This is a genomic window from Arthrobacter sp. 10L424 (genome assembly GCF_056395325.1).
Map to the genome: position 1 here is coordinate 310,148 of NZ_JBFTJH010000001.1, position 12,726 is coordinate 322,873.

General features: G+C 67.2%; 14 protein-coding genes. 1 reads left to right on the plus strand and 13 read right to left on the minus strand.

Annotation, left to right across the window (positions count from 1 at the left end; translation table 11 throughout):
- Positions 1-8: 8 nt before the first annotated feature.
- Positions 9-485 carry a hypothetical protein gene (locus tag AC1DC5_RS01460; RefSeq protein ID WP_476863950.1) on the minus strand — a complete coding sequence of 159 codons (477 nt, stop codon included), beginning with the start codon at positions 483-485 and terminating at the stop codon, positions 9-11.
- 69 nt (positions 486-554) lie between these two features.
- Between AC1DC5_RS01460 and AC1DC5_RS01465 the strand changes: the two genes are divergently transcribed.
- Positions 555-1,661: a winged helix DNA-binding domain-containing protein gene (locus AC1DC5_RS01465; RefSeq protein WP_476863951.1), complete on the plus strand. Its 1,107-nt coding sequence runs from the start codon at positions 555-557 to the stop codon at positions 1,659-1,661.
- 16 nt (positions 1,662-1,677) lie between these two features.
- Here AC1DC5_RS01465 and asd read toward each other — a convergent pair whose 3' ends face one another.
- The 12 genes from asd to AC1DC5_RS01525 form a co-directional block, all read right to left on the minus strand.
- Entirely contained in the window at positions 1,678-2,808 is a 1,131-nt protein-coding gene (gene asd, locus AC1DC5_RS01470; RefSeq protein WP_476863952.1) for an aspartate-semialdehyde dehydrogenase, read from the minus strand.
- An 89-nt stretch (positions 2,809-2,897) separates the two neighbouring features.
- Positions 2,898-3,299 carry a hypothetical protein gene (locus tag AC1DC5_RS01475; RefSeq protein ID WP_476863953.1) on the minus strand — a complete coding sequence of 134 codons (402 nt, stop codon included), beginning with the start codon at positions 3,297-3,299 and terminating at the stop codon, positions 2,898-2,900.
- 23 nt (positions 3,300-3,322) lie between these two features.
- Positions 3,323-3,724 (minus strand): hypothetical protein, encoded by a 402-nt coding sequence (locus AC1DC5_RS01480; RefSeq protein WP_476863954.1) that lies wholly within the window; start codon positions 3,722-3,724, stop codon positions 3,323-3,325.
- A complete protein-coding gene (locus AC1DC5_RS01485; protein WP_476863955.1) occupies positions 3,711-4,364 on the minus strand; it encodes a hypothetical protein in 654 nt (217 codons plus the stop codon). The genes AC1DC5_RS01480 and AC1DC5_RS01485 overlap by 14 nt, the downstream gene beginning before the upstream one ends.
- 9 nt (positions 4,365-4,373) lie before the next feature.
- Positions 4,374-5,459, minus strand: coding sequence for a WXG100 family type VII secretion target (locus AC1DC5_RS01490; protein WP_441406827.1), 1,086 nt, complete (start codon positions 5,457-5,459; stop codon positions 4,374-4,376).
- 149 nt (positions 5,460-5,608) lie between these two features.
- The gene (locus tag AC1DC5_RS01495; RefSeq protein WP_441406828.1) at positions 5,609-5,827 is read right to left on the minus strand and encodes an NF038396 family protein; all 219 of its coding nucleotides are present in this window, start codon (positions 5,825-5,827) and stop codon (positions 5,609-5,611) included.
- 3 nt (positions 5,828-5,830) lie between these two features.
- Complete coding sequence (locus AC1DC5_RS01500) at positions 5,831-6,418, minus strand: dihydrofolate reductase (protein WP_441406829.1); 588 nt, start codon at positions 6,416-6,418, stop codon at positions 5,831-5,833.
- Positions 6,415-7,218 carry a thymidylate synthase gene (locus AC1DC5_RS01505; protein WP_476863956.1) on the minus strand — a complete coding sequence of 268 codons (804 nt, stop codon included), beginning with the start codon at positions 7,216-7,218 and terminating at the stop codon, positions 6,415-6,417. Before AC1DC5_RS01505 ends, AC1DC5_RS01500 begins: the two co-directional genes overlap by 4 nt.
- Positions 7,219-7,251: 33 nt before the next feature.
- Positions 7,252-7,656, minus strand: coding sequence for a GntR family transcriptional regulator (locus tag AC1DC5_RS01510; protein ID WP_476863957.1), 405 nt, complete (start codon positions 7,654-7,656; stop codon positions 7,252-7,254).
- A complete protein-coding gene (locus AC1DC5_RS01515) occupies positions 7,653-9,323 on the minus strand; it encodes a hypothetical protein (protein ID WP_476863958.1) in 1,671 nt (556 codons plus the stop codon). The genes AC1DC5_RS01510 and AC1DC5_RS01515 overlap by 4 nt, the downstream gene beginning before the upstream one ends.
- 79 nt (positions 9,324-9,402) lie before the next feature.
- The gene (locus AC1DC5_RS01520; RefSeq protein ID WP_441406833.1) at positions 9,403-10,380 is read right to left on the minus strand and encodes an NUDIX hydrolase; all 978 of its coding nucleotides are present in this window, start codon (positions 10,378-10,380) and stop codon (positions 9,403-9,405) included.
- Between the two features lie 11 nt (positions 10,381-10,391).
- Positions 10,392-12,656, minus strand: a complete 2,265-nt coding sequence (locus AC1DC5_RS01525; RefSeq protein WP_476863959.1) for an RNA degradosome polyphosphate kinase — start codon at positions 12,654-12,656, stop codon at positions 10,392-10,394.
- Positions 12,657-12,726 lie beyond the last annotated feature (70 nt).

Consider the following 12,726-nt stretch of genomic DNA (forward strand, 5'->3'; position numbering starts at 1 on the left):
CCGGCCGGTCAGTTCCTGCCGCGGTGCGGGGAGACCTTGCTGAAGAGCATGAAGGTGAAGCCGGACGCGGCGGCGCCGAGGAAGAACACCTGGCAGAACGCCACGGACTGGACGCTGGGTCCGGTGCGGAGCAGGAAGCCCGCGAGAGCGAAGACGACGGCCCCGGCCAGTAGGGCCACCGAGCCGAGCAGGAAACTCTGCACGGTGTCCGGCAGGCCCCCCGGTTCCAGGCTCTCCGGTGGTCCGGCGTCGGGCACCCGGGACCGCGGCTGCAGCGAGGCCGCAGCGACGAAGCTGACCACCGCCACCGCCATGGACACCACCGCCACGAGTTGCATGGTGCTCATCATCGGCGAGAGCCGTGTTCCGCTGGCTATGGCAAGGGCGAGTCCGGCGGTCATGCCGACTGCGCTGGATGCCCAGCCCAGCAGGGCCAGCCTCCTGCTCAGGGGCCGCAGCAGCGGCCACATCTCACTCATGGTCATCCATCAAGGGTAGGCAGTCCGGCTGGAAGGCTGCTGGGAACCAGCCGTCAGGAGTCCTAGCATGGGTGCATGACAGCAACGGCGCGCGTCCGGCTCAGCCGGGGAATCCTGGGACGGCTGCGGCTGGCGTCGCAGGGCCTGGCCGGGTCCGGGTTCCGCAGCGCCGCGGCAGCAGTGCGCTGGATGACAGCGATGCAGGCGCAGGACCTGCAGGCCGCCCTCTGGGCCGTCGGCCAGCGGGTGCCGGGCTCCCGCGTGGCCGATGTCCGCAGCGCCCTGGACCGGGGGGAAATCGTCCGGTCGTGGCCGATGCGCGGGACACTGCACCTGATGGCTCCCGAAGACCTGAAATGGATGCTGGCCATAACCTCCGATCGGCTGATCCGGGGCATGGCCGGGCGCCACCGGGAGCTCGACATCGATGCCGCGGACGTGGGTGCCGCGGCGGACACCGCGCTGCAGCTGGTCTCCGGCGGGGCGGCCGCCAGCCGGGCGGAGCTGTTCCAGGCCTTCGAACAAGCGGGCCAGTCCACGGCCGGCCAGCGCGGCATCCACCTGCTGGGGATGCTGTGCCAGCGGGGCTGGCTGGTGCAGGGCCCTCTGGCGGGCAACCAGCAACTTGTCGTTGCCTTCGACGACTGGATCACCGAGTCGCGCGTCCTGGACCGTGCGGACGGCATCGCCGAGTGGCTGTTGCGCTATCTGCGCAGCCACGGCCCCGCCACGGAACGCGACTTTTCCTGGTGGTCCGGCATCCCCCTGACAGAGGTCCGCACGGCCCTGGCCCGGGTGTCGGAGGAGTTGGTGGAGTTGAAGTTCGAGGGGACCAGCTACTGGCTGTCCCCGGAGACGGCTGCACTGCTCGACGACGGCGTCCCCGCGGGCCGCCTGCTGCTGGCACTGCCCGGATTCGACGAATTCCTGCTCGGCTACACGGACCGGTCGCTGGTGTTGCCGCCGGAGCATGCGAACAAGATCGTGCCGGGCGGTAACGGCGTTTTCCGGAAGACGATTGTGGCCGGCGGCCAGGTCGTCGGCACCTGGGACGCGTCCCGAAACGGCGGGGGGATGGTGGTTGTTCCCGAGCCCTTCGACGACGTTAACGGACTGCGGCCTGCCGCCCAAAGATCCTTTGAGCTGCAGGCCGCAAAGTACCGGAGATTCCTCGGTACCTGACGTGGGTGTTGAACCCCTAGAGTGTGCCGGTCGCGATGTTGAGCATGCGGCGGAGCGGTTCGGCCGCGCCCCACAGGAGCTGGTCGCCCACCGTGAAGGCGCTGATGTACTGCGGTCCCATCTCCAGCTTGCGGATGCGGCCGACCGGGATGTCGAGGGTGCCGGAAGCGGATACCGGGGTGAGGTCCGCCATGGAAGCGTCCTTGGTGTTGGGCACCACCTTCGCCCACTCGTTGTCCGCATCCAGGAGCTTCTCGATCTCGGCGACGGAGAGGTCTTCGCGCAGCTTCAGCGTGAGTGCCTGGGAGTGCGAGCGCATGGCGCCGATGCGGATGCACAGCCCGTCCATGATGATGTGCTCGTCGCCGGAGGTGCCGAGGATCTTGTTGGTCTCCACCCCGGCCTTCCACTCTTCCTTGGACTGGCCGTTGCCGAGGTCCGCGTCGATCCACGGGATCAGCGAGCCGGCCAGCGGGACGCCGAACTGCGAGGCATCGATGCCGGTGCGCTGGTGGGCCAGGACCTTGCGGTCAATGTCCAGGATGGCCGCCGCCGGGTCGTTCAGTTCCGGGCTGACCTGGGCGTTGAGCGTGCCGAACTGGTTCAGCAGTTCGCGCATATGGCGGGCGCCGCCGCCCGAGGCAGCCTGGTAGGTCATGGAGGTGCCCCACTCGACGAGGTTGTTCTTGAACAGCCCGCCGAGGCCCATGAGCATGCAGGAGACGGTGCAGTTGCCGCCGATGAAATCCCTCGTGCCGTTGGCGAGGCCCTTGTCGATGACGTCGCGGTTGATCGGGTCCAGCACGATGATCGAATCGTCGTTCATCCGCAGCGTGGAGGCGGCATCGATCCAGAGACCGTCCCAGCCACGGCTGCGGAGCTCGCCGTGGACCTGCTTGGTGTAGTCGCCGCCCTGTGCGGTCACGATGATCGGCAGCTTGGCGAGGGTATCGACGTCGAACGCGTCCTCCAGCTTGCCGGCACCCTCAGCGAAAGCCGGAGCCGCACCCCCTGCATTTGAGGTGGAGAAAAATACCGGGTTGATGCTGGCGAAGTCGCCCTCTTCCTGCATGCGTTGCATCAGGACGGAGCCGACCATGCCACGCCAACCGACAAGTCCAACGGACGGAGTAGCTGCTGTAGTCATTTTGCCAGTTTAGACTTTGCCGGCTCCGCTGCGCAGTCGGTTACGTCACCGCCCGGTCCAACTGGCGCCGAGTGGTGCCCTTTCCGGGGCTAGTCGACCGGCCGGGGCAGGTTGCGGGCCTTGCGCAGTTTCTCGGCCTTGCGTTCCCTGAAGTATCCGGACCAGCCGGCGAACAGCGGATAGAGGACCAACAGGTACAGCCACCAGATCTCGCCCAGGATTCCCCACTGGTCGGTTACGGCCATCTGAACGATTCCGTAGAGCATCAGCCCGAACAGGGCAGTCATCAGGAGGGAGAGGAACAGCAGACCGCCCGAAGAGTTCACGGGTTTGATGATGCCGAGGCCGTCGTCTTTCCTGACCCCGTACTCTTCATCTGTATAGCTGACGATTTCGCCGTTCTCGGCCAGGCGGTGGATCAGATTCCCTTCCCCGGTCCGGCCGGGCGTGTAGCCCGGTTCCTGGGGAACGTCCCGGCTACGCCTGGCCACGGGACTCCTCGTTGGCGCGCACGCTAGTCGACCGGCCGGGGCAGGTTGCGGGCCCTGCGTAGTTTCTCGGCCTTGCGTTCCTTGGCGTAGCTGTACCAGGCCGCGACGAAGGGGAAGATGCAGGCGGGAAAGACCCACCACACCTCGCCCGCGATCTGCCAGGCGTCCTGCCTGATGACTTGGACGACAAAGTAGACAAGTCCGCCCATTGCAGCGGTCAGCAGGATTGCGAGAAACAGAATGCCGTTGGAACTGTTGACAGGCTTGATGATGCCGACGCCGGAATCTTTCCGTACCCCATACTCGTCCGGCGTGTAGGCCACCAGTTCGCCGTTCTCGGCCCGGCGGTGGATCAGGTCCTCTTCCCCGGTCCGGCCGGGCGTGTAACCCGGTTCCTGGGGCACGTCCCGGCTACGCCTGGCCACGGCACTCCTCGACGGCGCTCAGCAGCCCGCCGTCGTCCAGGCCTTCCGTCTCCGCGACCTCGTCGGTGGCGAAGTCCGGGATGCCTATTGTCCAGGTGTCGTCGTCGCTGCGGACCAGCAGGTGGCGGTCGGCGTCGAGGGTCTTGAAAACGAGGTAGGCGGAACCGCCGGGATTCTGCTCGACGTGCTGGCGGACGAGGCGGAGGGTCGCCTCGGCGGAACTGATGGCGGGGTCCTGGGCAAAAACGAACCAGGTTCCCAGCAGTCGGGGCTGCAGCATCAGGGCCACGTCGGGGGCTTCGATCAGCACGACGTTGTCCATGGTGTCCGCGGTCAGCAGGGAAACCTCCGTCCACCGGGTTGCCTGCCCAAGGGCCGTGGCCACGGCGGCGGCGACCCCGGTGACGCCAAGGTCGCCGTCGTCATCGATGGTGGCCAGGTCCCGGGCCATCAGGGACGATGCGCCGGCAGTGGACAGTGTGACGTCGTCCACCATGTCCTGGGCGCGGAAGACGCTGACCGAACGGTCCCGCGCGGTACCTTCGAACACGTTGAGCAGGTAGGCGAATTCGCCCACGCCAAAGCCGATCACGTCGACGCCGAGCCGAGGCTCCTGCTGGGTCTCATTCTGGACAGTCATGTGGGTCTCCTAACCCCCGAAGCCGAAGAACTTGGCCACGGATTTGCCGGCATCTTTGACGTTATCGGCCGCGTCACTGACGAATTTCCCGGGGTCCTTCACAGCGTTGACGACGCCTTCGCCGATGTTCTGGCCGACGCTGGAGATGGTGTCCCAGTTCTCGTAGACGGCGATCCCGACGCTGGCCACCTGGCAGACGGTTCCGGCGGGCGGCGGCAGGAAGCAGCCAATACCGAGCGCCGTCTTTCCGAGGCTCGCCGCGCCGCCCTTGATGTCGCCGTCGGCGAAGCTCCGCACGGAGTCGACGGCGCTGAAGCCAACGCCTGCCCAGCCAAGGCCCCTGGCAAGCCCGGACTTCCCGAGCCATTCAAGCTTTGTCCCCGCGCCGATCCACGGCTTTTCCGCGAAGAACCCCTCGAACTTGCCCAACGGTCCGATGTACTTGTTGAGGTTTTTCAGCGAAGCGATGTCGGAGGCCTTGTCGATCGCGGCGAGGCCGCGGTTCGCCACCGCCGAGCCCTTGAGCAGGTCGTCGAGGGCAGGGTTGCTGATCAGGCGGTGCGGGGCGAAGCCCGGGCCGCCGATCCGGTGCTTTCCCTGCACGAAGGACTTGATGAAATCCGCACGCTGGTTCTTGAGGACCCAGCCAAGCTGGCCGGTGTGCTTGGCGAGAGTGAGCGGGGCCTTGAGGTATTTCTGAATCAGCATTGCGGCCCGGAGACCGCCGATTCCGCCGGCCAGCGCTCCGCCGAGGAGCGCAAACGCGCCGTCACCGTTGCGCGCGCCGCCCAGGGCACCCACTCCGCCGCCGGCCCCGGTCGCGGAGTTGCTGGCCTTCTCCTGCTGCTCGGCGTGGGTCAGCAGCCGCTTGGACTCCGCCTTGAGGGCGAACGCGGTCTTCTGGATCAGGGCGCGGTGGCTGCTGTTCCACTCGGAAGTGAAGCGGGCGCCGTCGGCGCCCTTCCAGGACGTGTTGCCGTTGATGGCCGACGTCAGGGTGGTGGACTGCTGCAGCAGCGTCTCGGACGTCTTGCCGAACTGTTGCGCCAGTGTGCGCAACTGGGCGACGTCGGCGCCCCACAAGTTTCCTGCCATAGCGGCATCCCCCTTTTCGTGCATCAGCCTAACCGGCGGCGGCCTGGATCTGGCGCATTCCGGTGTGAGTATCTAACCGGGACCAATGTAGCCGGAACCTCGGCAACCGGCGATGGGGTGATCTCCCCATCCGCCGGACCAAGTCGGGCTTACTCGCCGGTGTGCTCCGCGAGCAGAGCGTGCTTGCGCTTCCTGAGCGCGAAGAACGCGCCGAAGGCGAAGGCCTGGGTGATCACCACGAGCACGATGGCCCCGGCGATCTTGTTGCCGCCAAGGATCATGGTCAGCCCCACGATCGCGGACAGCAGCGCCAGGAGCGGCAGCAGCATGTAGCCAAGCACAAACAGGGTTTCGGGTTTCTTCAGCATTCCTTAGCCTTCCGTCCGGCGCCACACGTTGATGCGGTAGCGGGTGCCGTTGCCGGCGGTTTCCCAGCCGTCGGCCGGCAGGCTCGCGCCCATGGTCCAGTCGTATCCGAGATCCGGGGCGAACGTGTCGCCCTCCGTTGCGGCGTCAATGGTGGTGATGACAGCGACGTTGGCGAGGTCCATGGACTGCGCGTAGATGTTGCCGCCGCCGATGATCCAGACCATGCCGTTCCCCGGCGCGAACTGGGATTCCAGGAGCGCGTCGTCCAGGGACTTGACCGCGATGGCGCCTTCGGCCGCCGGCGTCGCGCCCCAGCCTTCCTGGCGGGTGATGACGATGTTCGTCCGCCCGGGCAGGGGGCGGTACTTGTCGGGAAAGGACTCCCAGGTCTTGCGGCCCATGATCACCGGGTGGCCCGTGGTGAGCCGGGTGAAGTGCAGCATGTCCTCGGGAAGGCGCCACGGCATGCCGCCGTCCTTGCCGATCACACCGGTGCTGGTTTGCGCCCAGACGACGCCGAGCCCGGTGAGGCCCGCCAGCTTGTCGGTGAAGTCGGCGGGCTGTCCGCCCTGAATCTTGTCGTTGCTCATACGGCTATCGGGGCCTTAATCGTCGGGTGGTGCTGGTATCCGACCACTTCGAAGTCATCGAGGGTGTAATCGAAAATGGAGTCCGGCTTGCGGGTGATCGTGAGCTGCGGGTACTCGTAGGGGTCGCGTGTGAGCTGCTTGAGGACCTGGTCCATGTGGTTGTCGTAGATGTGGACGTCGCCGCCGGTCCAGACGAACTCGCCCGGTTCCAGGCCGGTCTGCTGGGCGATCATGCAGGTCAGCAGGGCGTAGGAGGCGATGTTGAACGGCACGCCCAGGAAGGTGTCCGCGGAACGCTGGTACAGCTGGCAGGACAGCTTTCCGTCGGCCACGTAGAACTGGAAGAACGCGTGGCAGGGAGGCAGGGCCATGTCTTTGAGCTCGGAGACGTTCCAAGCCGAGACAATGAGCCGGCGTGAGTCCGGGTTGGACTTCAGGTTCTCGATGAGCTCGGCGATCTGGTCGATGTGACCGCCGTCGGGAGTCGGCCAGGAGCGCCACTGGACGCCGTAGACCGGGCCCAGTTCTCCTTCGGCGTCGGCCCATTCGTTCCAGATGGTGACGCCCTGGTCCTGCATCCATTTCACGTTCGTTTCCCCGCGGAGGAACCACAGCAGCTCCACCGCGACGGACTTGAAGTGCACACGTTTCGTGGTGACCAGGGGGAAGCTTTTGCTGAGGTCAAAGCGCATCTGGCGGCCGAACACACTCAGGGTGCCCGTCCCGGTGCGGTCCGATTTGTGCGTGCCGTGTTCCAGGACATCGCGCAGCAGGTCTTCATAGGGCGTAGGAATGCTCACCGTCCCAGTCTACTGAGAACTGGCTTTCCCTCCTTATCCGTCTTGCTGGCTGAGCCTCGTCCGCAGGATTGCCAGGAGGGCGGCGTCGTCGAATCCCGCTTTGCGGCCTTCCGCAATGTAACGGTCGACGGCGGTGGTCACCTCGCCGGCGACGGCCTCCGGTGCCGGGGCTTCGGGCAGGGTGCCGGCCGCCGGCGTCCCGGCGACCACAGTGCCGTTGCGGCGCCGGGTTTCGACCAGCCCCGACTGTTCGAGCTCCCGGTAGGCCCGGGCGACGGTCCCGGCCGCGATGCCGAGGTCCGCGGCGAGGCTCCGGACCGTCGGCAGCCGGGTGCCCGGCGCCAGTGTTCCCAGCGCGATCAGCGAGGAGACCTGCGCCCGGATCTGTTCGTACGGTGGTGTGGCCGAGCCCAGGTTCACGGAGATTCCTGCGCTCACGCGGAGACTTCCTTCCTCGGCAGGGGAGGAGCAGGGGCCGGCCGGGCCAGGGCGCGCACCGGGATAACCGCGATGACCGTGGCCACCACGCCGAGCACCGCACCTGCCGCGATCGCCGGCCACCAGGAAGCCTCGGCCGGGTCGGTCCACCCGAAGGCCTCCCGGCCCAGGACGGCCGCCCAGGCGTTGCTCTGGGTGAGCAGCAGCACGCCGGCCTGGGCGGTGAGGGTGGCCGCGAGGGTTCGCACTACGCGGTGGACCGTGATGGCGCGAAGCGCCGCGTCCAGGCCGGCGGGGGCATCGGGGATGCCTTGGCGGCGTCTTGCCGCGACGAGTGCGGGCAACGAGACGGCGCAGACTGCTGCCGTGAGGAGTGTGGACGGAACCCAGCCGAGGCCCTCTCCGAGCCGGGCCTGCCCGGCCGCCGTGACAAGGAGGACCACGAGGAAGACGAGCAGCGACAGGACGGCAGTCGCCAGGAGGGCGGGGCTCACCGGCTGCCGGGGCCAGCTGCGCCGGGCTTCAGGGCTGCCGTAATTGTGCTGCAGCAGGAGCTCGCCGGCGGTAATGACAAGCAGCACGGCGGTGGCCATCAAGGTCAGAATGCCTGCATAACCGAAGCCCGCAAATCCGTAGCTGGCGGCAGCCGCGACGGCCTGGGCGAGGAAGGTTCCGGCAATCAGCGGCACGGCGGCGGCCAGGCCCAGCAGCGCCCCGAGGGAGGAGACGAGCCTGGCCGCCGGGTGCTGCCGGCCGGCGACGAGCCCTGCCTCAGGGCGGTTCTGGACGCCCAGCCCGGCGGCCGCGATCCGCGGGGGCCGCCACCACCACATCACGAACAGCACAACCGTGCCCGCCAGCGCAGCCGGATTCGTCCAGGACGCTGCCCCCTGGGCCGGATCGGGCCTGGCCGCGAAGTTCCCCGCGATCACCCCAAGGCCCGCAGCCACGGTGGACACCGTCCGCAGCAGGCGGTTCATGGCGATGGTCCGCAGCACGGCGTTGTCGGCGGCGTCGAGGCTCTCCAGCTGGCGGCGGCTGGCTATCAGCCACAGCACCAGACACGTCCCGCCCGCCAGCACCAGCAGGGCGCCTCCGAGCCACCCGGCGACCTCCGGCCCGGGGATGCGGCCGTCAGCGCCGCCGCTGTAGTAGCTGTAGCTGTTGGGGCCGTCGCGGACCGTGGTGGGCGCCACTGCCGCGAATCCGGGGAGGGTGGCCGTCTGCGCGATGGCTGCGGCGGCGGTGAGGAAGATGGCCGCCGTGGTCAAGGCCAGCCTGCGGGGCAGGAAGTCGCGGATGCGGCGGACTGACAGGACGGCCTGCCGCCGCATCCGGCGTGGACCAGGGTAAGTGATTTGGCCCAGGGCGTGTACGGTCAGGCAGCCCAGGACCGACCACGCCAGCGCCGGCAGGATGGTCTCCGTACTGGTCAGGGTGCCGCCGGCGGAAGGGTTCGCCGGAATGATGCCCAGGTTCATCGCCCCCTGGAGGGAGCTCGCCAGCCAGCCGATGACGCCCACCCACAGCGCGTGCTCTGACACCGACGCCGGAGTGGTCCCCGTGTTCGGCGCCCAGATGACCCAACGCAACACCATGTAGACAACGACGGCGGCGAGGAGCGGACCAAGCAACAGCAGCGGCGGCACAATGAACTGGACCGGCATAAAATCCCCCAAAGATCCTGCGGCAATGTATCAAGTATTTGATACAAACTACGGCCAGAACAATGGACGGTCAAGAACCTCAGTCGTCGAAGGGGCGGAACCGCTCCACGGCCACCACTTTGTCCTTGCTGTGGTGCGCCACGTGGCACACCACAATCTCACCGGGAGCCAGGAACGGATCGGCGTCCGGCAGCAGGGCGCGCAACCGGGAACCCATATGCTTTCCGAGCTGGGCGAACACCGTAGGAAGGGCGGGGCGGTGTGTGCAGACCGCCACGCCGCGCTGCTTGTCGAAGAGACCTTCGATGGCGGCCGCCGTCTTGTGCGGATGGCGGCCGTGCCGGTGCTCGGTGAGGGCTTCGTTCAGCTTCACCTTCGCATCGGAGGCCTTGGCATACGGGGCGATCGTGGCCACGCACCGGACCCACGGGCTGGAAACAACGCGCTTCGGTTTCCAGGCCTGCAGGAGCCGCCCCACTGCCTGGGCCTGCCGCATCCCGGTGGCGGCCAGCGGCCGGTCGCCTTCGGCCTTCGACCATGAAGAGCGCGGCTTGGCTTTGGCGTGGCGAACGATCACGAGCGGCCAGGTTTTCAGTTCGCCGCGGGCATGGGCGGCCGCCAGATGCTCCAGCGGGCCCACGTCGCTCGGGTTGCTCAGGAGGCGGGCCGCCTTCTCCGGCGAGCACCACATGACGCTGTCCACTTCCTTGCCGTCCGGCAGCAGCGACGCCCCGTCGACGTCGACGGCCCAGTAATGGACCACCTTCAGTCCGGCGGGGACGTGGTAGTGGATGGAAGGCAGGGGGATGCCCAGCGGCACCCTCAACCCGATTTCCTCTTCGACCTCGCGGGCGGCGCACTCGGGCACCGTCTCGCCGGGGTCGATCTTGCCCTTGGGCCAGGACCAGTCGTCATACCGCGGGCGGTGGATCAGCAGGACCTCAAGGTCACCGTTGTCGCCGGCGGCGATGCGCCACGGCAGGGCGCCCGCAGCCACCACCGCAATGTCCTCGCCGGGATGGTCTGTCTGGTCGGCGACCAGTGAATCGCTACTCAATGCCAGAGCCCCTACCGCAGCCCGGACGAGCGCTGGCGCGAGCGGGAGTTAAGCAGCCAGGACTGGATGTCCGCGAGATCCTGCCCGTCCTCGGCGAGGTGGTGGCGGGTCCATTCCCCTTGGTTGTCGAGGTGCCAGCTGGCGGTCTCGGGATCCATGTAGCGGCGCAGCAGGTCCATGACATAGCTCGTGTCGTCCCCGCTGGTGAGCTGGACGAGGGCTTCCACGCGGCGGTCAAGGTTGCGGTGCATCATGTCCGCGGAGCCGATGTAGACCACCGGGTCCCCGCCGTTGGCGAAGGCGAAGACACGGGAGTGCTCCAGGAACCGGCCCAGCACCGAGCGGACCGTGATGTTGTCGCTGAGGCCGGGCACCCCCGGGCGCAGCGAGCAGATGCCGCGGACAATCACGTCCACGGGGACGCCGGCCTGAGACGCCCGGTACAGGGAATCGATGATGGCTTCATCCACCATGGAATTGACCTTGATCTGTACCCGGGCGGCGAGGCCTGCCTTGGCGTTCCGGATTTCGGTTTCAATCCGGTCGATGAGTCCTGAACGCACCGACCGCGGGGCCACCAGGAGCCGCTTGAAGGTCGACTTTGGCGCGTAGCCGGAGAGCTGGTTGAAGAGCCGGGAGAGGTCCTCACCCACCTGCTCATTGGCCGTGAGGAGTCCGAGGTCCTCGTAGTAGCGGGCCGTGCGGGGGTGGTAGTTGCCGGTGCCGATGTGGCAGTAGCGGCGGAGGCCGTCCACTTCCTGGCGCACCACAAGGGAAAGCTTGCAGTGGGTCTTGAGGCCCACGATGCCGTAGACCACGTGGACGCCGGCCTGCTCCAGCTTCCGGGCCCATGAGATGTTGGCCTGCTCATCGAAGCGCGCCTTGATCTCAACGAGGGCCAGGACCTGCTTGCCGGCCTCGGCGGCGTCGATCAGGGCGTCGACGATCGGCGAGTCGCCCGAGGTGCGGTACAGGGTCTGCTTGATGGCCTGGACCTTCGGGTCCGACGCCGCCTGTTCCAGGAACGCCTGCACCGAGGTGGAGAAGGAGTCGTAGGGGTGGTGCAGCAGGATGTCCCGTCGCCGCATGGCCGCAAAAACGTTTGCCGCCTTGGACGTTTCCGATTCGTTGAGGTGCCGTGAGGTGTGGGGGACATGCTTGGGGTAGTGCAGGTCCGCGCGGTCGATTCCGGCGATGACCGATAGCCCGCGGAGATCCAGCGGGGCCGGGACCGAGTAGACCTCGGATTCCTCGACGCCGAGTTCGCGGATCAGCAGCGCCCGGATGTTCGGGTTGATGTCGTTGGTGACTTCGAGCCGGACCGGCGGCCCGAAACGGCGGCGCAGCAGTTCCTTTTCGAGTGCCTGCAGCAGGTTTTCGGCGTCGTCCTCTTCGACCTCGACGTCCTCATTGCGGGTGACGCGGAAGGTGTGGTGCTCCAGCACCTCCATCCCGGCGAAGAGCTGGTCCAGGTGGACGGCGATGACTTCCTCGAGGGCGATGAAGCGCGCCACCCGACCGGGCACCGAGCCGGCGCGCGGGCCGTCAATCGAGATCAGCCGGGGGAGCTGGTCCGGGACCTTGAGGCGGGCGAAGAGTTCCTTGTCGCTGACCGGATTGCGGACGACGACGGCGAGGTTCAGTGAGAGCCCCGAAATGTAGGGGAATGGGTGGGCCGGGTCCACGGCCAGCGGCGTCAGGATCGGGAAGACCTTCTCGGCGAACATGGCGCTGAGCTGGTCCTTGGCCTGGGAATCGAGTTCCTCCCAGCGCATGAGGTGGATGTGCTCATAGGCCAGCGCGGGACGGATCTGCTCGGCGTAGACGCGCGCGTGGCGCTGCTGCAGGCGGTGGGCCTCCTCGCCGATCTGTTCCAGGACCTGCACCGGGCTGAGTCCGGCAGGGGAGGGGACGGCCAGTCCGGTGGCGATCCGGCGCTTAAGCCCGGCGACGCGGACCATAAAGAACTCGTCCAGGTTGGACGCGAAGATGGACAGGAAGCTGACGCGTTCCAGCAGGTGCAGGTTCGGGTCCTCGGCCAGTTCCAGCACGCGGGCGTTGAACGAGAGCCAGCTCAGTTCGCGGTCCAGGAAGCGGTCCGGGCTGAAATCGCCCTCCGGCTCCAGGTTCGGCGCGAATTCCGGAATGTCGATCCGGTCCTGGGTCGCGCGTGAGGCAGGCACTTCGGAGGAGCCGAACTGGGCACGCGCCGGTCGGACTTTCTTGTTCGACGTGGCGGCCTCAGACGTGGCTGTCCGGGCAGATTCCCGTTGCATGGTCTCTCCTAATGCTGGCGCGATTTAGCTTCAACCTTACAAGCAATCAGCCTGCGTACAGCTTTCGAGG